Source organism: Pseudomonas azadiae (assembly GCF_019145355.1).
GTDB classification, from domain to species: Bacteria; Pseudomonadota; Gammaproteobacteria; order Pseudomonadales; family Pseudomonadaceae; genus Aquipseudomonas; species Aquipseudomonas azadiae.
Genome location: NZ_JAHSTY010000002.1, coordinates 1,443,988 through 1,462,872 on the forward strand (window position 1 = coordinate 1,443,988; position 18,885 = coordinate 1,462,872).

Sequence of the window (18,885 nt, forward strand, 5' to 3'; positions counted from 1 at the left end):
CCACGGGCTCCGCCGTAGTGGTGGCCTGGCACTTCCAATCGTGGAGTGCCAGCAAGACGTCCTCAGCATAGACAAGGATGGGGGCTTTAACATTCAGGCACGCCGTTTTTCAGACGGCATGCCTTCAGGTCATCGCCACACCGCTTTATGTCACGCCTCGTCTTCGCGCTGCAGTTCGAACAGCAACAGCGAGCGGCCGGTGACGCCGTACTCATGTTCGAAATCGAAGCGTTCCTGGCCGCGCACCGCGGGCTCGTTGGTGTCGAGCATGCAGGTCCAGAACTCACCCTCGGGCACCGGCGGCAAGCGGAAATTGACCACGTCATGGTGGGCGTTGACCACCAGCAGCAGCGTGGCATCGGCGCCGGGACGGCGAATCCCGGTTTCCTGGGCGCGACCATCCATCAACATGCCCAGGCAGCGACCGTTGCTGTCTTCCCACTGTTCAGTGCTCATCTCCGAGCCGTCCGGCGACAGCCAAGTGACGTCCTTCACGCCGATATCTTCGTTGTAGTCGCCCACCAGGAAGCGGCCACGACGCAGGATCGGGTAGGCCAGGCGCAGCTTGATCAAGCGCTTCACAAACTTGAGCAAATCCTTGCCGTCTTCGTCCAGATCCCAATTGATCCAGCCGATTTCGCTGTCTTGGCAATACGCGTTGTTATTGCCGTGCTGGGTACGCGCGAATTCGTCACCGGCCACCAGCATCGGCGTGCCCTGGGACAGCAGCAGCGTGGCAAAGAAGTTGCGCATTTGACGCAGGCGCAACGCGTTGATTTCCGGATCGTCGGTAGGCCCTTCGACACCGTGGTTCCAGGACAGGTTGTTGTTGCTGCCGTCCTGGTTGTTTTCGTCGTTGGCTTCGTTGTGCTTATCGTTGTAAGACACCAGGTCGTGCAGGGTGAACCCGTCATGCGCGGTGATGAAATTCACCGAGCTGTACGGACGGCGCCCACGATGGTTGAACATCTCGCCGGAAGCCGTCATGCGCGCGGCGAAATCGGCCAGCTGAGCGTCATCGCCTTTCCAGAACGCCCGCACGGTGTCGCGGAAACGGTCGTTCCATTCCACCCAACCTGGCGGGAAATTCCCCACTTGATAGCCGCCAGGACCGCAATCCCAAGGCTCGGCGATCATTTTCAGCTGACGCAACACCGGGTCCTGGCGGCAGGCGACGAGGAAGCTGTGACGCTCGTCAAAGCCGTCACGGTAGCGGCCAAGAATGGTCGCCAGGTCGAAGCGGAAGCCATCGACATGCATTTCCGTGGCCCAGTAGCGCAGCGAGTCAGTGACCATCTGCAAAACGCACGGGTGGCTCAGGTCCAACGTGTTGCCGGTGCCGGAATCGTTGATATAGAAGCGCTTCTCGTCCGGCATCAGGCGGTAGTACGAGGCGTTGTCGATACCGCGCATGGACAGGGTCGGGCCGCGCTCGTTGCCCTCGGCGGTGTGGTTGTAGACCACGTCGAGGATCACTTCGAGCTTCTGCTCATGCAGGTGCGCGACCATTTCCTTGAACTCGGCGATCTTGCCGCTGGCGAGGTAGCGCGGGTCCGGGGCAAAAAACGCGATGCTGTTGTAGCCCCAGTAGTTGGTCATGCCTTTTTCCAGCAGATGCTGGTCGTTGACGAAGGCGTGCACCGGCAGCAGCTCAACCGAAGACACCCCCAACTGGCGGATGTGCTTGAGCACGTCGTCTTCCATCAGCCCGGCACAGGTGCCGCGCACCGCCTCGTCGACCGAAGGGTGACGCATGCTGATGCCACGCAAGTGGGTTTCGTAAATGATCGTACGGTCCCACGGCACCCGCACTGGCTGGTCGTTGCCCCAGGTGTGCGCGGGGTCGATGACTTTGCATTTGGGCACGAAGGGCGCGCTGTCGCGTTCATCGAAACTCAGGTCGTCGTCCGGGTGGCCGATGGTGTAGCCGAACAGCGCTTCGGACCATTTGAGTTCGCCCACCAACTGCTTGGCGTAGGGGTCGATCAGCAATTTGTTGTGGTTGAAACGGTGCCCGTTGGCCGGGTCATACGGACCGTACACGCGATAGCCGTAAATCAGCCCGGGGTGGGCGTCGGGCAGGTAGCCGTGGAAGATCTCGTCGGTGTATTCCGGCAGCTCTATACGCTCCAGCTCGACTTCGCCGGTGTCGTCGAACAAGCACAGCTCGACCTTGGTGGCATTGGCCGAGAACAGCGCAAAGTTGACACCCAGGCCGTCCCAGGTGGCACCGAGGGGGAACGGTAAACCTTCACGAACCCGTGACGGTTCACCGCCCGGCGTCGCTGGGGTCTTATGGGGTTTGCTCATGTAGGTTGCTCCTGGAAGGGGAAATACTTTGGGCCGAACGGGGCCCTGCCGACGGAAAGTCAGCTGATCGGTATCAAAAACAGAATCCCCTCCTGCCGACGCCGCCGGGAGGAGGGTTATCGAATGACGAGGGTCAGGGTTTGGGCTTTTTCGGCGCCGCCGGCTTTTTAGCGGCCGGCGCCGGTGTCGGTTTGCTCGCAGGCGCCGGCTTGGCTTTGGCGGCCGGCGCTTTGGCGGCAGGCGACTTGGGCGCCGTCTTCGGCTTGGCCGCAGCTTTTGGCTTGTTTGGCGTCAGCGCTTCGGCTTCGGCCAGTTTGCGCGCCATCTCCCAGTGGCGAGCATCTTCACCATGGGGTTTGCCCTCAGACTCCCAGATCTGATGCGCCAGCTCGCGTATGCGTTTGTCTTCAGTACTCATCACAATGCTCCTCGCAGAATTTTTCAGCTTTCTTGATCATCAGAATTGATAAAGACATTGACCGGGAAATCCCCCAGCGCTGTGCTGACCAACAGCTCCTTGTCTGGTGTGACTGCGCCTGTGTGAAAAAGTCCCTTCCAGTGTTGGTTTGGCACGGCGAACGGTAATTTGACCCGCGTATCGCCCCAAACCTGCGCATTGATCTGCGGGTGCACACCGTTTTCAAGCAGTTGATGCGACCAGCGCGGTACCAGCACCAACAGCTGTTTGCCCTCATGTTCGCGACAGAACGCGACCACGCGCTCGGCGTGCTTGCCTACCACTTCCAACGGGGTATAGGCGCCGTCGCGGAATAGCTCGGGATGGGCCGTGCGCAGGGCCAGGGCCTCGGCGATCAGCGCCTGTTTGATACGCCCGTCGCGCCAGTTGAACAGCAGTTCGCCAACGTCCGGTGGCGTATTCAGTGCCTGCTGCCGTGCGCTGAAATCCACCGGGCGGCGGTTGTCCGGGTCCACCAGGCTAAAGTCCCAGAATTCGTCGCCCTGGTACAGGTCCGGCACGCCCGGCACGGTGATGCGAAGCAAGGATTGCGCCAGGCCATTGAGCGCACCGGCCGGCGCAATGGCCTGCGCGGCGTCGCCGATGGCGGTGCGCAGCACCTGGCCTTCGTCACTGAGCAACAGCCGTGACAGGAAGGCCTCGACGCCCTGTTCATAGGCCTCGTTGGGCGCGCTCCAACTGCTCTGCAATTTCGCTTCGCGCAGCGCCTTTTGCTGCCATTGCCACAAGCGTTGTTTATAACCGTCAAAGTCAGCGTCTTGATCCAGCGGCCAACTGCCCAGCAACGCCTGGTAGAGGATCAGTTCATCACCGGCCGACGGCGCATTGGCATCGGTACGCAACGGGGCGGCGAGGGTACGCCACTGTTCGACCTGCTCGACGTACCACGGCGCGCACTCACTGAGCACGGCCAGGCGTGCACGGGTGTCTTCGCCGCGCTTGTGGTCGTGGGTGGCGGTGGCCAGCAGGTTGTCCGGGAACGCCTGCAGACGCTCAGTGTTGACCTGATGAAACTCGGCCAACGGCGCGCTGAACTGCTCGGTACTGAAGCCCACGTCGTTGCGCGACAGCAAGACCGCCGAGCGATAGAACGCAGTGTCTTCCACTGCTTTGGCAGCGGCGGGCGAGGTCAGTTGCTGGAACCGCACGCAGGCATGCTTGAGGATCTTGCGCTCTCGGCCCAGCGGGCGCTTGCGCCAGGGCTGGCCGCCGAGCCATTTTTCCAGGTGATCGAGCACCGGCCAATCGCCTTCGCTCAAGGTCGTGCGCGCGCCTTCCATGGCCTGGCGGAAGATCTTGTCGTCTTCCGCGCTGCGGCCACGGGCGCTGATGTAGGTGCGGTACACCGGGAAGTGCACGATCAATTCCTGCAAGGCCCGGCGGATGGCGCCCAGGGTCATGTCGCGAGTCATCACATCATCGCGTGCCACTTGCAACAGGGCCTGGGCCACGCTTTCAAAGTCGCCGCCGAGGGAACCGTTGAGGATCTGCTGTCGCGCCAGCCGTGCCTCTTCCATAAACGCTGAAGGCCGTTCGCTGTGGCGCGTCCACAGCTCGGCCAACGGCGCAAAGCCGCTCGGGTCATGTTGCAGCAGTGAGAGCTGGTTCATGAATTCGTAGCCGGTGGTGCCGTCCACTTGCCAGTCTTTGCGCAGGGTTTCGCCTTCGCCGAGGATTTTCTCGACGAAGATCGGCAAATGCCGCTGCGGCGACAATGAATCGACACGGCGGCGCAGCTTGCGGCAGTAGCCACGCGGGTCAGCCAGGCCGTCGATATGGTCGATGCGCAGGCCATCCACCAGGCCTTCGCTGATCAGTTCGAAAATCTTGCCATGGGTGGCTTCGAACACAGCGGTACGTTCGACCCGCAGGCCGCCCAGTTCGTTGACATCAAAGAAGCGCCGCCAGTTGATATCGTCCGCCGCAGTGCGCCAGCTGGCGAGGCGGTAGGCCTGTTGTTCGAGCAACTGATGCAGACGTTCGAAGCCCTCCGGCTGGCGGCCGTCGAACTCGCTCAGGCGCTGCTCGATGGCGGGCAATACTTCGGTGGCGCGTTCCGCCAGGGCTTGTTTGAGCCACGCCGCCTCGTGGTAGGCGTCGTCCTGGTAGGCGAGGGCGCTGAAGCGGTCGGCGAGGGGCTTGAGCTGTTCGCCAGTGCCTAGAATCGCTGCGTAATCCTTGGGGCAGATCGGGAAACGGTGTTCGTAATGCTCGACGTAGAACGCACCGTGGCTGGCATCGAAGTGCAAGGTCAGCGTGCCGTTCTGCAAGGCTTCGCCGTAGTCGCTGCCCAGGAACGGCATCAGCAGTTGACCCTTGAGCAAAGGGTCGGGCGAATGCCACTGGATATCGAAGAACTCACTGTAGGGGCTCAGTCGGCCCCACTCCAGCAGGTCCAGCCACCAGGGGTTATCGGCACCGCCCACGGCCATATGGTTGGAGACGATATCGAGGATCAGCCCCATCTCGTGCTCACGCAGTGCAGCCACCAGGCGGCGCAAGGCCGCTTCGCCGCCAAGCTCCGGGTTGACGGTGGTCGGGTCGACTACGTCGTAGCCGTGCATGGAACCGGCGCGGGCGCTGAGCAGCGGCGAGGCGTACAGGTGGCTGATGCCGAGCTGGGCGAAATACGGCACCAGCGGCACCGCGTCATCGAGGGTAAAACCTTTATGGAATTGCAGGCGCTGGGTAGCGCGCAGGGGCAGTGCTTTCATCGGTCACGCTCATAGGCTTGGTTACGCGCGACGGCCAGCAGCTCGAGGCGACGGGCAGCGCCGGCATTGTCGAGCAGGCTGGAGGCCTCACCCGGCAGGCGGCGGCGCCAATTGGGGTGGGTGTCGGTGGTGCCGGGCAGGTTGGCTTGTTCCTCGATGCCCAGCGCATCTTCCAGCGGCAGCAATACCAGGGGCGCACGGGTGTGGCCGAGGTAGCGCACGCTGGCGTCGATCATGTGGTCGGTTTCATTGCGGATCTCTTCGACGAAGTTCTGCGGGTCCTGGCTCAAGGCCTGGCGCAGTGCCTGGCGTTCGCGCAGGCGGTGCTCACTCCATTGTTCCACGGTGGGGGCGTCGATCAGGCCGAGCTGGACGTTCCAGTCGATATCGCGGCTGTGCCACCAACCGTTGAGGGTCGGCAGGTCGTGGGTGCTGGTGGTGGCCAGCGCATTGTCGGGCCAGTCGAGGATCGGCTTGAATTGGCCTTCGTGGTCTTGTTCGAACAGCAGCACACGCATGCCCAGGATCGAGCGGGCGATGAGCTTTTCACGCAGGCCGTCCGGCACGGTGCCCAGGTCTTCGCCGAGCACAATGGCTTGGTGGCGATGCGATTCCAGTGCGAGCAGGCGCAACAGGTCATCCACCGGGAAATACAGGTACGCACCGTCCTGCGGCGAAGCGTCCATGGGCATCACCCACAAACGCTGCAAGCCCATGACATGGTCGATACGCAGGCCGCCGGCATGGGCGAAATTGGCGCGCAGCATTTCGATGAATGCGCGAAAGCCATTGCGCTTGAGGCCTTCGGGGGAGAAGGCGGAAATGCCCCAGCCTTGGCCGGCACGGTTGAGAATGTCGGGTGGCGCGCCCACGGTCAGGTCGGCGAGCAATTCATCCTGGCGGCTCCACGCCTGGCTGCCGCCGCCGTCGGCGCCTACGGCCAGGTCGGCGATCAGGCCCACGCCCATGCCGCTGCCACGCGCGGCTTGTTGCGCGCGCGCCAGGCAGCGGGCGATCAGCCATTGGCTGAACGCGTAGTAACCGATTTCATCGGGATGTTCTTCGGCGAACCTGGCCAGTGCCGGGCTCTGCGGGCTACGCCACTCCTCGGGCCAGTGGCGCCAATCCAGGCTTTCACCGGCGGCGGCACGCGCTGCTTGTACAGCTTCGAAGCGGCAGTGGTTTTCCAGGGCCTCGCCACCGACCTGGCGGAAGCTCAGGAAATCGGCATGTTGCGGGTGATGGCCGTGGCGGAAGTCCTCATACAGTGCGCGCAACAGGCGCTGCTTGGCGTTGGCGGCGGTGGGCCAGTCGATCAGGCTGTGCTGTTCCAAGTCGTGCAGCTCATCGGTCAGGCCGATGGCTTCGATGGCGTTGCGCACTTCGCGCTCGCCCAGAATGCAGCCCGGCGAGGCGTACAAACTGTTGAGGAACAACCGACTCGAGGGCGAATACGGGCTGAACCGGCCGGTGTCGGCGCTGAACATCGCGTGCATTGGGCTGATCGCCAACGCATCCGCGCCGCGCTCGGCGGCCGAGCGGGCCAGGTGTTCCAGCGCCAGGGTGTCGCCAAAGCCGCCATCGCCCAGGCGGCGAAGGGCATAGAGCTGGGCGCTGAGGCCCCAGGCACGGGCGGGTTGGGTGTCGACGGCTTCGGCCACGCTGTAGCAGTGGGCAGGGGCCACAGCGAGGGTGAAGGTCTGGTCGGCGATATGCACCTGGTGATACCCCAGCGCGATGATGCCGGGCAGCACGGCATCGCCATCGAGCCGCAGTTCCAGGGTTTCGCCCTCTTCAAGGCTGACACGGCACAGGGTGTCGGGTTCAAAGTAGCGCGCCAGGTCCAGGCTTTCGCCGCTGTCGATGGTCATCAACGGTGGCAGGACTTTGTTCTGCTGCTCCTGCTCCAGTTCGCGCAGGCTGGCGTCGATCTCGGCGTCCGTGTCGGCCGGATGGCCCAGGCCTTTGAGAACGGCGCGCAAGGCGTCGGGTTTCACTCGTTGCGGGCGGCCGTTTGCGTCGATCCAATCGACGGCCAGTCCCGCTCGGCTGGCGAGGATTTCCAGGTTCGCTTCGCTCAAGGGTGCTCTCCAACAGGGAATAAGGTGACGCGGGCGCTGAACGGCGGCAGGTGTGCGCCATCGTTGACAGGCGTTTCGAACAGGACATGTTCCGTCGCGGGACGATCCAGGGGCGTAGCGCTGAGGTTCAGATCAATCTGCAACAGGCTGCCGTTGCCCAGGCGCCAACGCGCACTCACCGCGCCGTCGGCCAGCACCTCGGCGCCCAGCGTCACGCTGCCGGGCAGGTTCGGCACAATGTGCTGGTGGCGCAGGCTCAGCAGTTGGCGATAGAACTGGGTGTGCGCGTTCTCGGTAAAGCTGGGCGTGGTCTGCAGGAACGTCGCCAAGGCATTCGGATCAGGGATGCGCTCGCGTCGCTGCGGGTCCTTGAAGGCGGCAAAATCGGCAAATTCGTTGCGCCGGCCCTCACGCACCGCTTCGGCCAGTTCGCCATGGTGGTCGGTGAAAAACAGGAAAGGCTCGCTGGCGTTGGTTTCATCGCCCATGAACATCAGCGGAATCATCGGCGACAACAGCAGCAAGGCGGTCGCCGCCTGCAAGGCCTGGGGCGGGCAGAGCTGGTGCAGGCGCTCGCCCAGGGCACGATTGCCGATCTGGTCGTGGTTCTGCAAGAACGCCACAAAGGCGCTCGGTGGCAGATGCCCACTGGGTTCGCCACGCTCATGGCCATGTCGTGTGGTGTGGCCCTGGTAGATGAAGCCTTCACCCAGGCAGCGTGCGAGCTTGGCCGTAGGCTCCTCGGCAAAATCGCTGTAATAGGCGTCGGTTTCGCCGGTCAGCAACACGTGCAGCACGTTGTGGAAGTCGTCGTTCCATTGCGCGTCGAAGTCCAAGTCGTCCTGCAGCAGGCTGGCCTGGTTAAGCTCGTTTTCCAGCATCAGCCACACGTGTCGGCCGGCGTCCACTTGCTCGCGGACCCGGTGGGCCAGCTCCCTGAGAAAATCCGGGTTGTCGATGGCATGCACCGCGTCCAGGCGCAGGCCGTCGAAGCGGTATTCAAGCAGCCACATCAGCGCGTTATCCAGGAAGAAATCCCGAACCTGGCGACGATTGAAGTCGATGCCGGCGCCCCATGGCGTGTGGACGTCTTCCTGGAAGAAGCCCTTGGCATACTGGCCCAGGTAATTACCATCGGGGCCGAAGTGGTTGTAGACCACGTCAAGGATCACCGCCAGGCCCTGTTCATGGGCGCTGTCGATCAGGTGCTTGAGCTGTTCGGGTGTCCCGTAGGAGGCTTGGGGCGCGTAGGGCAGAACCCCGTCATAGCCCCAGTTGCGCTCACCGGGAAATTGCGCCAAAGGCATCAATTCGATCGCGGTGACGCCCAGCTCGGCCAGGCGTGGCAGGTGCTTCTCGACGCCGGCGTAGCCACCCATCGCGCCGACGTGCAGCTCATAGATGACGGCTTCGTGCCAGGGGCGGCCCTGCCAGTTGGCGTTGCGCCATTGGTAGGCGAGCGGGTCGACCACCACGCTCCAGCCATGCACGTCCGAGGCCTGGGCCCGGGACGCAGGGTCGGGGACATCTTTTTCGCCGTCGATATTGAAGCGGTAGCGCGTGCCCGCCGGGCACGCTATTTCGGTTTCAAACCAGCCCTCGGCCTGGGGCAGCATGGCGACCGATTTGCCCCCTTCCAATTCAACGCTGACATAAAACGCATCTGGCGCCCACAAGGCGAAACGCGTGTGTTGCGCGTCCAGCATGATTGCGCCGTGGGGCCAGGTTTCCAGAGTCCGTAAAGGCATCTATAAAAACCTCTCTTTGATTATTTGACTGATTTCCCCAAGGCCTTGGCGACAAGCTGTTCGTACAGTTCGGCGTAGGGTTCCACCGCCTGGCTCCAGTTGAAGGGGCGGGTCATTGCCCGGCAACGCATGGCGTTGAGCAGGTCAGGGAAGGCGAACACCTTGAACGCGCGGCTCAGGGCTTCCTTGTAGCTGTCGACGGTGGATTCATTGAACAGGAAGCCCGTCACACCGTTTTCGATGGTGTCGGCCAAGCCCCCGGTGTTACGTGCAACGGGCAGCGAACCGAAGCGCTGCGCATACATCTGGCTCAGGCCGCAGGGCTCGTAGCGCGACGGCATCAACAGGAAGTCGCTGCCGGCGAACATGCGACGGGCATCGGTCTCGTTGAAGCCGATGCGCACGCCGATCTGGCCTGGGAAGCGCAGCGCCAGTTCACGCATGGCGTTCTCTTCCTCGGGCTCGCCGCGACCGATGATCGCGATCTGCCCACCTTGCTCGACGATAAAGCTGGCAACGGCTTCGGTGAGGTCCAGGCCTTTCTGGAACACCAGGCGGGACACCACAGCGAACAGCGGGCCAGTGGACTCATTCAAGCCAAACAGCTCGCGTACTTGCGCAGCGTTGATGGCCTTGCCTTCCCAGTCGCCCACGTTGAAGTTGTGGGTCAGGTGCGGGTCAGTCGAGGTTTCCCAGCTGTCTTCGATGCCGTTGGGGATGCCGCTGAGCAAACCTTGCTGGGTCTTGCTGGCCAGGAAGCCGTCAAGGCCGCAACCGAATTCAGGGGTGGTGATTTCCTGGGCGTAAGTGGCGCTTACCGTGGTGATGTGGCTGGAATAGGCCATGCCGGCCTTGAGGAACGACATCTTGCCGTAGAACTCCATGCCTTCCTGTTGCAAGGCGTGGGGCGGGATGCCCAGCTCAGGCGTGCAACCCAGGCTCACCACGCCCTGGTACGCCAGGTTGTGGATGGTGAACAGCGTCGGGGTGCGTGAACCACGCCAGTGCATGTACGCCGGCGCCAGGCCGGCCGGCCAGTCGTGGGCGTGCACCAGGTCCGGGCACCAGTGGATCTGCGCCAGGTTGGCGGCCATGTCGGCGGCGGCCAGACCCAGGCGGGCGAAACGAATATGGTTGTCCGGCCAGTCGCGGCCGTTGTTGGCGCCGTAAGGGGTGCCTTCGCGCTCGTAGAGTTCAGGGCAGATCAGCACATAGATGACCAGGCCGTCCTTGAGGTCCATGCGCCCGATCTTGCACGGCGGCAGCGCGGCGTGGCCACCCAGCTCGCCGATGATGTGAATCGGGTTGTCGCTTTCCATCACCTGCGGGTAGCCGGGGATCAACACGCGCACATCGTGCAAGTGAGCCATGGCGCGGGGCAGGGCCGCCGACACATCGCCCAGGCCGCCGGTTTTCACCAGGTCGGCAAACTCGGAGGTAACAAACAGCACCTTCTTTCGATTGGGGTTATGACTGGACACCGGCCGCACCGTATTGAGGTCGACTACCAAAGAGGTCGACCCGCCAACTGGCTGACTAACACGCTCTCCCTGAATACTTGCTGCGGCACTGATCATAGTTCTCTCCAACGTGTTGGTTAGCTAATGGCCCGCTGCCATTAGCTCGATGACCGCTTCCTGCGGCCAAGCGCACAAGCGCACGACAATCTGGCAAGGCGTATGCCAGTTGCACGGTTAACTGAAAAAGATTGGATGGACGGGCATGTAGCGTGAATCGCGGAGTGCTCGCCTTGCCTTAAAACTTGACCAAGGGCCGAGTTGAAAAGTTTAGTTTTTTTGCGGGGTTTTTGTTTTGGAAGGGACCCATCGGTCAGGAGTCTAGGACAGATCCCAGAGCCTGTAGGGTTTTCAGACGAATTTTGTAGGACGAAAAACTTTTAACGATATGCCCATTGCGGTGATCTCACGATTCTGTCGTGGGTGTGTGCGCGTGGATGTAGTGAGCGGGCTTGCCCCGCGCTGGGTGGCGAAGCCGCCCCAACAAGAGACACCGCCGCGTTCCAGGAAAACTCCGGTCGCCCGGTTTGGGGCGGCTTCGCCACCCAGCGCGGGGCAAGCCCGCTCACTACAAGGAATCGCCGGCATCGGGAGATGGCAATGGCGTTGCACCGGGGTAGTGCGTTAGCGGAGCAGGCAGATGTCAAGGGTTTTGCACCAGCGTGGTGCGTCAGCCGAGCAGGCGAATGGGTGCGCCATTGGCCCATGCCTGGATGTCTTCGATCATCTGCCCATAGAACTGCCGATAATTCTGTTCGCTCACGTAACCCACATGCGGCGTGGCCAGTACATTCGGCAAGCGGCGGAACGGGTGGTCCAACGGCAGTGGCTCCTCGGCAAATACATCCAGCGCCGCTGCAGCCAAGCGTCCGCTTTGCAGTGCCTGCACCAGCGCCGCCTCATCCACGATCGGCCCGCGTGCGGTGTTGACCAGGCGGGCGCCGGGTTTCATCCAGCCCAGCGCCTGGGCATCCACCAGCCCGCGGCTGCGCTCGCTGAGCACCAAGTGAATGGTGAGGATGTCTGCCTGTTCGAACAGCGCCTTCTTGCTGACCCACGTCACGCCCGACTCGGCCGCCCGTTGCGGCGTGAGGTTTTCACTCCAGGCAATCACCCGCATGCCGAACACCTGGGCGAACTGCGCGACTTTCTGGCCAATGCTGCCCAGGCCGAGAATGCCCAGGGTCTTGCCATACAGGTCACCGCCCAGGCCAACCTGCCAGTTGCCGGCACGCAACGCGTTGGCTTCGGCCACCAGGTTGCGGGTCGAAGCCATGATCAGCGCCCAGGTCAGTTCCGGCGCCGCTTGTTTATAGCTGTCGGTGCCGCAAACCTGGATGCCCAGGGCCTTGGCTGCGGGGATGTCGATGGCGGCGTTGCGCATGCCGCCGGTCACCAGCAGTTTCAGCGCCGGCAAACCTTGCATCAGGGCTTTGTCGAAGCGGGTGCGTTCGCGCATCAGGCAAATCACCTCGAAGCTCTTCAAACGCTCGATCAGGGTCGCGGTGTCCGCCGGGTAATCGTGCAGGAAATGCACCTGGCCCACAGTGTCCAGAACCGACCAGTCCACCACGCCGCTGGCGACGTTCTGCCAATCATCAATGACCGCGATCTGTACCGACATTCACCAGTGCCTCGAAAAGATGGGGTTAGAGGGCGTTCAATCCCTGCAACAGCGCTTTGTGGAACCGGGCCGGTTCCTCCATTTGCGGTGCATGCCCCAGCCCGGGGAATTCCACCAGGGTCGCGTGGGGAATCAGTTCGGCCACGTGCTTGCCCAGCACCGCATAGTTGCCGAGCTTGGCCTTGACTGCCGGCGGCGCAACGTCCTTGCCGATGGCGGTGTTATCGGACGTGCCGATCAGCAGCAGCGTAGGCATCTGCAGGTTCTTGAACTCGTAGTAGACCGGCTGGGTGAAGATCATGTCGTAAATCAAGGCCGAGTTCCAGGCGACCAGCGTACGCCCTGGGCCGTTGGCCAGCCCGGCGTACATGTCGACCCAGCGTTCGTACTCCGGTTTCCAGCGGCCCACGTAATAGGTGTTGAGCTGGTAGTTGCGGATCCCTTCGGCGTTGACCTTGAGTTCACGCGCGTTCCACTGGTCGACGGTGAGCGAAGGCACGCCCAGTGCCTTCCAGTCTTCCAGGCCGATGGGGTTCACCAGTGCAAGCTGCTCGGTTTGCTCGGGGTACATCAGCGCATAACGCGTGGCGAGCATGCCGCCCGTGGAGTGGCCGAGGAAGGTGGCCTTTTGAATCCCAAGCTTTTCCAGGAGTTGGTGGGTGTTGGTTGCCAGTTGCTGGAAGCTGTATTGATAGTGATCGGGCTTGCTGGAACTGCAGAAGCCGATCTGGTCCGGCGCAATCACTCGGTATCCGGCGTCGCTCAACGCCTTGATCGAGCCTTCCCAGGTGGCACCGCAGAAGTTCTTGCCGTGCATCAGCACCACGGTGCGAGCGTTGGCCTGGCCTGCGGGCGCGACGTCCATGTAACCCATCTGCAAGGACTTGCCTTGGGATTGGAATTGGAAATGCTTGAGCGGGTAGGGGTAGGTGAACCCTTGAAGTTCAGGGCCATAGGTTGCGGCAAGCACCGGGGCGGCGATGGCCGTGAGCAGGCCGGCGATACAGAAAGCGCGGATCAGAGGCATGGGCAGGGCTCCGGGAAAGGTGATCGGATGCTGTTGCGAGGAGATTAAGTGGGGATTAACGCCCACTGCAAGGTCACGGCCGCGAGCACGCCGTATCGAACGCTTTTGGCCAGGGTCACCAGCAGCAGGAATCGCCACAAGGGCTCGCGCATTACCCCGGCGACCAAGGTCAGCGGATCACCGATGATCGGCAGCCAACTGAGCAGGAGTGTCCAATGCCCCCAGCGCTCGTAGTGCGTGCGCGCTTTGCCCAGCTGCCGGTCGCTGACCGGAAACCAGCGCCGCGCCTTGAAGTGTTCAACCCAGCGTCCCAGCCACCAGTTCACCACCGAGCCGAGTACATTGCCCAGGGTGGCAATGGCCAGCAGCAACCACAGGTCGAAATGCCCGCTGACGAGCAGGCCCACCAGCACGGCCTCCGATTGCAGCGGCAGCAAGGTCGCGGCGCCAAACGCCGCGAAGAATAACCCCAGGTAAGCCGCGATCATCGCGCCGGGTAGTCGGCCACCACCACATCTTTACCCTCACGGGTGAGGCCGATGACCTGATAGGCCTCGCCGCGGCCTTCCACTTCCATGCCGGGCGAGCCCAGGGGCATGCCGGGTGCGGCGATGCCCAGCAGGTCGTTGCGTTTGCGCAAGGCCAGCACCTGTTCGGCGGGCACGTGGCCTTCGACGAACTTGCCGTCGATCACGGCCGTATGGCATGAGCCCAGGCGCGGAGCTACACCGAGGCGTTTCTTGACGCCGCTCATGTCGGCTTCCACGTGGTCATTGACCTTGAAACCGTTGCTTTCCAGGTGGCTGATCCACTTTTTGCAGCAGCCGCAGTTGGCGTCGCGGTGTACGTCGATCAGGACCGGTTCGGCGGCTTGGGCCAGGGTGGTGAAAAACAGGGCAGACAGCAGGGCCAGGCGCATTGGGGTTTTCATGGGAGGGCTCGCGTGCAGGAGGTGGCCGTTGGGATGGCGGCGATCATGACGACGTCATCGCAGGCAAGCCAGCTCCCACGGGTAAACGGCGGCGCTGGTAATGTTTCTAAATTATACGAGATTCTACGAGAGGCGGGTTTTCCAAGCGGTGCTTGAGTTGGCCCAGGGCGATGGTCGACAGTTCGACCATGCGCGCTTGCAAGGTCGCCAGTTGCAATTGGGTTTCATAGGTGAGCACGCGCTTGAACAGTGTGCCGCCTTGATGGGGCAACAGGAAAAAGTGAATCGAGCCATCCACGGCCACTGAGGTGAACACCGCCTTGAATTCGCCAGGGCGGCGGTCGATTTGTACGCGGTAACTCAAGGGAACCCGCACACCCAGCAAGTCGATGAACTCGGTAAAGCGTGCACCGGCCGCCAGTGATCCGCGGGTGCCGGTGTCGGCACTCAGCGACGTGGGGTGCCATTCGTGCCAGCGATCCGGTTGGGTCACGTAGTCGTAGGTGGTCTCGATAGGGGCCTGGATAAAGCGTTCCTGACTGATCCGCTCCAAGCGGACCGACTGCTCGGCTGCGCGCATGGCACACCTCCTGTGTGGCGGTACTGAGTACGTCGAACTCTCAGAATAGTCCCACTCCCGCACATTGCACGGGAGTGTTTCATCCGTTTATCACCGCACCTTGAATCGGCCCATCAAGGCAATCACGCGACCGTTCGCCTCCAGCAGGCTCTGGGTATTGGTTTCAGTGGCATGGCCGCTCTGCACCAGCTCTTCGACCATCTGTCGGATCTGCACCATGCTGCGGTTGATCTCCTCGGTCACCGCACTTTGCTGCTCGGCGGCCGTGGCGATCTGGGTGCTGAGGTTATTGATATGGCTGACGGAGCCGGCCATCTCATCCAGGCCGGTGTTCACCCGCGCCGTGGCGTCCGCCGCCGACTGGCAACTGGCCTGGGTGTTTTCCATGGCCGCCACCGACGAACTGACCCCGGCGGTCAGGCGCGTGAGCATTTCATTGATCTGCGAGGTGCTGGCCTGGGTACGTGCGGCGAGCGCGCGGACTTCATCGGCGACCACCGCAAAACCACGGCCTTGTTCGCCGGCACGCGCCGCTTCGATAGCGGCATTGAGCGCCAGCAGGTTGGTCTGGCCGGCAATCGCGCCGATCACGCCGAGGGTTTCGGTGATGCGCGCGGCGTCCTGGCGCATGTTTTCCACACTGTGGGTGGCGCTGGACACTTCGCCGATCAAGGCGCTGACGCTGTTGGACGCTTCACCCACGACCACGCGGGAGCGGTCGGCGTGCTCGTTGGCGCGCTGGGTAAACGCCGCGGTTTCGGCAGCGTTCTGCGCAACGGTGTCGGCGGTGGAGCTCATTTCGGTGATGGCGGTGACCGTCTGGTCGGTTTCCGAAGCATGCCGCACCAGGATCTGGTTGGTGTGCGCCGAGGTCCGTTGCAGTTGCTCAAGGCTCGACGACATGGCGCCGGTGGCTTGGGTGATTTCGCCGATCATGTTTTGCAGGTAAACGATAAAGCGATTCACCGAGTGGCCGATGGCGCCCAGTTCGTCTTCGGCGCGGATGGTGATGCGCCGGGTAAGGTCGGCGTCGCCGGCGGACAGCGCGTCGATATTGCTTTTCAGAGTGGTCATGCGCTGCACCAGCTGGCGGATCGCATACACCGCGAGCAGCACCAGCAGCAATACCATCGGGATTTGCAGCAACGCCAGGGTACCCAGCACGTCATCGCGCTGGGCGGTGATCAGCGAGGTGGGCAGGGCGGTGGCGAGGAACCACGGCGTGCCGGCGATCGGGCGCATGTAAAAGGTGCTGGCCACGCCTTGGTTGTCGAACTCGCTGCGTTGCAGCGCCTGGTCGCGGTGGGCCAGGGCCTTGCTGACCTCGGCGGCGAACGCCGAGGTGCCGGTGAGCTCGCTGATGTTCTTCAAGACCACCGGGCTGCTGATGCGCGTGCTGTTGCTGATGATCTTGCCGTCGCCTTCGACGATCAGCATTTGCCCGCCGATGTCTTTCTCTTTGCTGGCGACCAAGTCATTGAAGAAGCCCAGGGTCACGTCGATGGTGGCGACACCGTACGGCGCGCCGTCGCGCTGGATCGCCATGGCGCAGTTGGTGCGCGGCTCCTGGCTGGCGTCGTCCTTGTAGGCGGCCGCCCACGCGCATTGGCCGCGTGGCGAGGCCAGGCCGCCCTTGTACCAGCTCTGGTCGTAGTAGTTGGGCGCAGGGTCGCTGTTCCAGAAGGTATTCACCGCCAGCTTGCCCGAGGCATCACGGTGCCAGAACGTGCTGTGCTTATTGCGGCCAGGTGTGCGCTGGTTGGGCAACGGCCAGATGCCGCCGCCGAAGACCTTCAGTTCGCCGTATTGATCGACCAGCCCCGGCAGGACCTTGTCGATGGCATCGCTGTCGAGCAACGGGATGGTCTGGGTGATGGTGCGTTGCTGGGATTGAACCTTGTTCAACTCGCCCTGGATCTGTACGGCGACCTCCGCGATGCGGTTGAGCACTACTTGTTCTTCGGTATGGCGCAACGTGGGCGCGACCAACTGGCCGATACCCACCACGGTCAACACAAATAACACCAGGACAAACAGCACCAGGAACAGGGTGTAGCGGGCTTGGATGGAGCGCAGTGGGGGCATGGGGTCGTCCTTACGAAGCGTTTATTGTCGACGCGGCTTTGTTAGAGCTTCGTAGGGCTATCGGCTCGGGAAGGCGCAGCTTTAGGTACGCACGTGCAAGAAAAACCGGGCGCCGGTGATGGCGCCCCCGTCGCTTGTCGACTCAGAGGCCATCACCCTGGGCACTGGGTTTAAGTGCGTAAGTTGTTTTCAAGGGTCTGCCCATTTCTTCATTCAGCGCGTTTTCAGTAAAGGGCCATGGATTCAGGGTGTTGGGCGGGGTGGAAGGATCGTCATCAAGGTCCTGGGGTTGTGCGTCGCTGTGCAAGCCAACGGCCTGACGTTCGTCGTTGTCGACGTAATAGGGCTCGCCGTGTTTCGGGCGCTCAAGGCTCTCACCAGGCAGGAACGTGCCGGTAGCACCGTTATAGGCATGGACCATCTCATGGAAGAGCGAGGTGACAGGAACCATTGTCTCGGTACGGCTGGAGTTCTCGATGATAGACGGTGGGTCAAAATGGATCGTGGCGCGATCCATGCGGGAGCCGGGAACGCCATCCTTGATGTAGCCAAATTTGGGGTCGTAGGTGTCTTCGCTTACCTCCACCGCCTCGCTGTCCAGTTCGGTGCTGCCAGGCCTGTAATCGGTCCCTCCAAAGCCGATGGGCCTGATAGTGACCTTGCCGCCAGCCTCCACCGCGAGTTCATCCATACGAGTAAGGGCTTGTTGGCCTGTGGGGGAACTGCGCAAGAACTCGAAGTCGTCGGCTACGCGCTGTCGGAAATCCTCATCGTCTCCCTCAGTGTCCACGACGAAACCCTGGCGGCCGGCATCGCTCGGTTTCACCTCCGTGAAAGCGGACCCTTTGGTAGGGTCGAAACGATCATTGGCGCCCGCGTAGATACGGTCGTTGCGCTGGTTGTTCCAGACGCGATCGTAGCCTTTGCCGGTATAGAAGGTCGTGCGGTCGTTACCCACCAAGTGATCATCGTCGTTGCCACCATGCAAGACACTGTGCCCGCCTCCGGCATATAGCGTGTCCTTGCCATCGCCACCGTCCAGATAGCTTTGTTTGGTCGCTGCGCCGTGCCCGGCATAAAGACGGTCGTTGCCCTTGTTGCCATACATCACAGCGTTGCCGCGACCACCGATCAGGAGGTCGTCGCCGTCGTTGCCTTCCGCATAACCCAGGCCACTGCCAAGCCGCAGGCAATCGTTGCCGCGTTGCCCATACAGCCGGCTCCGGCCACCTCCCGCCTGGATGTGGTCGTCCCCATCGCCGGCATCCACATCGACGCGGATCATGACGTCATCGTCGATGACGACCGTGTCATCGCCGCCCTTGGCATTGATCCAGAGATGCTGTTCCGGGCCTTGTTCCTCCTTGGCATCGAACAGGTACGGCTCGCCGTTAACGATAATCTGCAGCTTGTCGCCAGGCCAATTGCGCACGTGTACGCGGTCTGCCTTGTCACCGGTCTCCACGACAATCCGGCTTTGCAGAATCTCTGGCTGTTTGGGGGGGTTGGGGACCCAGCAAATTTCCCGACTGATCCTGATGTCTCCCCTGGCATGCAGCGTGTGCATTCTGACGTTCACGATTCCAGGCATCAGGTCGTTGGGCGGGTCATAGGGCGAAGGTGCAGGCATATCGGGGAGTGTTGGCGCAGTGACGCGGTGGCTGGTTGTCGAATGAGCGAGGGTTGGCAGCATGGACACATCCTTACGTGGGTCGGCAGTAGAAACCTGATTGCTTCTCAGGCTGCCCAGTACGTGGAGCATTCAATGAAAGCGTTCCCAACCTGCCAGG

Annotated in this window: 13 protein-coding genes and 1 pseudogene; all 14 read right to left on the reverse strand. The window is 62.4% G+C overall.

The genetic code is table 11. From position 1 onward, the window contains the following. Positions 1-150: 150 nt before the first annotated feature. Positions 151-2,310: a glycogen debranching protein GlgX gene (gene glgX, locus KVG91_RS22955; protein WP_169378702.1), complete on the reverse strand. Its 2,160-nt coding sequence runs from the start codon at positions 2,308-2,310 to the stop codon at positions 151-153. Between the two features lie 133 nt (positions 2,311-2,443). Further along, positions 2,444-2,728 (reverse strand): DUF2934 domain-containing protein, encoded by a 285-nt coding sequence (locus tag KVG91_RS22960; protein WP_169378701.1) that lies wholly within the window; start codon positions 2,726-2,728, stop codon positions 2,444-2,446. 23 nt (positions 2,729-2,751) lie between these two features. Next, entirely contained in the window at positions 2,752-5,502 is a 2,751-nt protein-coding gene (locus tag KVG91_RS22965; protein ID WP_169378700.1) for a malto-oligosyltrehalose synthase, read from the reverse strand. After that, positions 5,499-7,583, reverse strand: a complete 2,085-nt coding sequence (gene malQ / locus KVG91_RS22970) for a 4-alpha-glucanotransferase (protein ID WP_169378699.1) — start codon at positions 7,581-7,583, stop codon at positions 5,499-5,501. Before malQ ends, KVG91_RS22965 begins: the two co-directional genes overlap by 4 nt. Next, entirely contained in the window at positions 7,580-9,331 is a 1,752-nt protein-coding gene (gene treZ / locus KVG91_RS22975; RefSeq protein ID WP_169378698.1) for a malto-oligosyltrehalose trehalohydrolase, read from the reverse strand. Before treZ ends, malQ begins: the two co-directional genes overlap by 4 nt. A gap of 20 nt (positions 9,332-9,351) precedes the next feature. After that, positions 9,352-10,908, reverse strand: a complete 1,557-nt coding sequence (gene glgA, locus KVG91_RS22980; protein ID WP_169378697.1) for a glycogen synthase GlgA — start codon at positions 10,906-10,908, stop codon at positions 9,352-9,354. A gap of 610 nt (positions 10,909-11,518) precedes the next feature. Then, on the reverse strand, positions 11,519-12,472 hold the full coding sequence (locus KVG91_RS22985) for a D-2-hydroxyacid dehydrogenase family protein (RefSeq protein ID WP_169378696.1): 954 nt from the start codon (positions 12,470-12,472) through the stop codon (positions 11,519-11,521). Between the two features lie 25 nt (positions 12,473-12,497). Beyond that, a complete protein-coding gene (locus tag KVG91_RS22990) occupies positions 12,498-13,499 on the reverse strand; it encodes an alpha/beta fold hydrolase (protein WP_169378695.1) in 1,002 nt (333 codons plus the stop codon). A 44-nt stretch (positions 13,500-13,543) separates the two neighbouring features. Beyond that, the gene (locus KVG91_RS22995) at positions 13,544-13,987 is read right to left on the reverse strand and encodes a YqaA family protein (protein ID WP_169378694.1); all 444 of its coding nucleotides are present in this window, start codon (positions 13,985-13,987) and stop codon (positions 13,544-13,546) included. Beyond that, complete coding sequence (locus KVG91_RS23000) at positions 13,984-14,430, reverse strand: DUF411 domain-containing protein (RefSeq protein WP_169378693.1); 447 nt, start codon at positions 14,428-14,430, stop codon at positions 13,984-13,986. The genes KVG91_RS22995 and KVG91_RS23000 overlap by 4 nt, the downstream gene beginning before the upstream one ends. A gap of 106 nt (positions 14,431-14,536) precedes the next feature. Further along, the gene (locus KVG91_RS23005; RefSeq protein WP_169378692.1) at positions 14,537-15,010 is read right to left on the reverse strand and encodes an SRPBCC family protein; all 474 of its coding nucleotides are present in this window, start codon (positions 15,008-15,010) and stop codon (positions 14,537-14,539) included. A 90-nt stretch (positions 15,011-15,100) separates the two neighbouring features. Next, on the reverse strand, positions 15,101-15,946 hold the full coding sequence (locus tag KVG91_RS28125) for a methyl-accepting chemotaxis protein (protein ID WP_404822462.1): 846 nt from the start codon (positions 15,944-15,946) through the stop codon (positions 15,101-15,103). A gap of 15 nt (positions 15,947-15,961) precedes the next feature. Then, positions 15,962-17,095, reverse strand: a pseudogene (locus KVG91_RS28130) (HAMP domain-containing protein); the annotation flags it as partial. Positions 17,096-17,237: 142 nt separating this feature from the next. Continuing rightward, entirely contained in the window at positions 17,238-18,788 is a 1,551-nt protein-coding gene (locus KVG91_RS23015; RefSeq protein ID WP_225927043.1) for a M91 family zinc metallopeptidase, read from the reverse strand. Positions 18,789-18,885 lie beyond the last annotated feature (97 nt).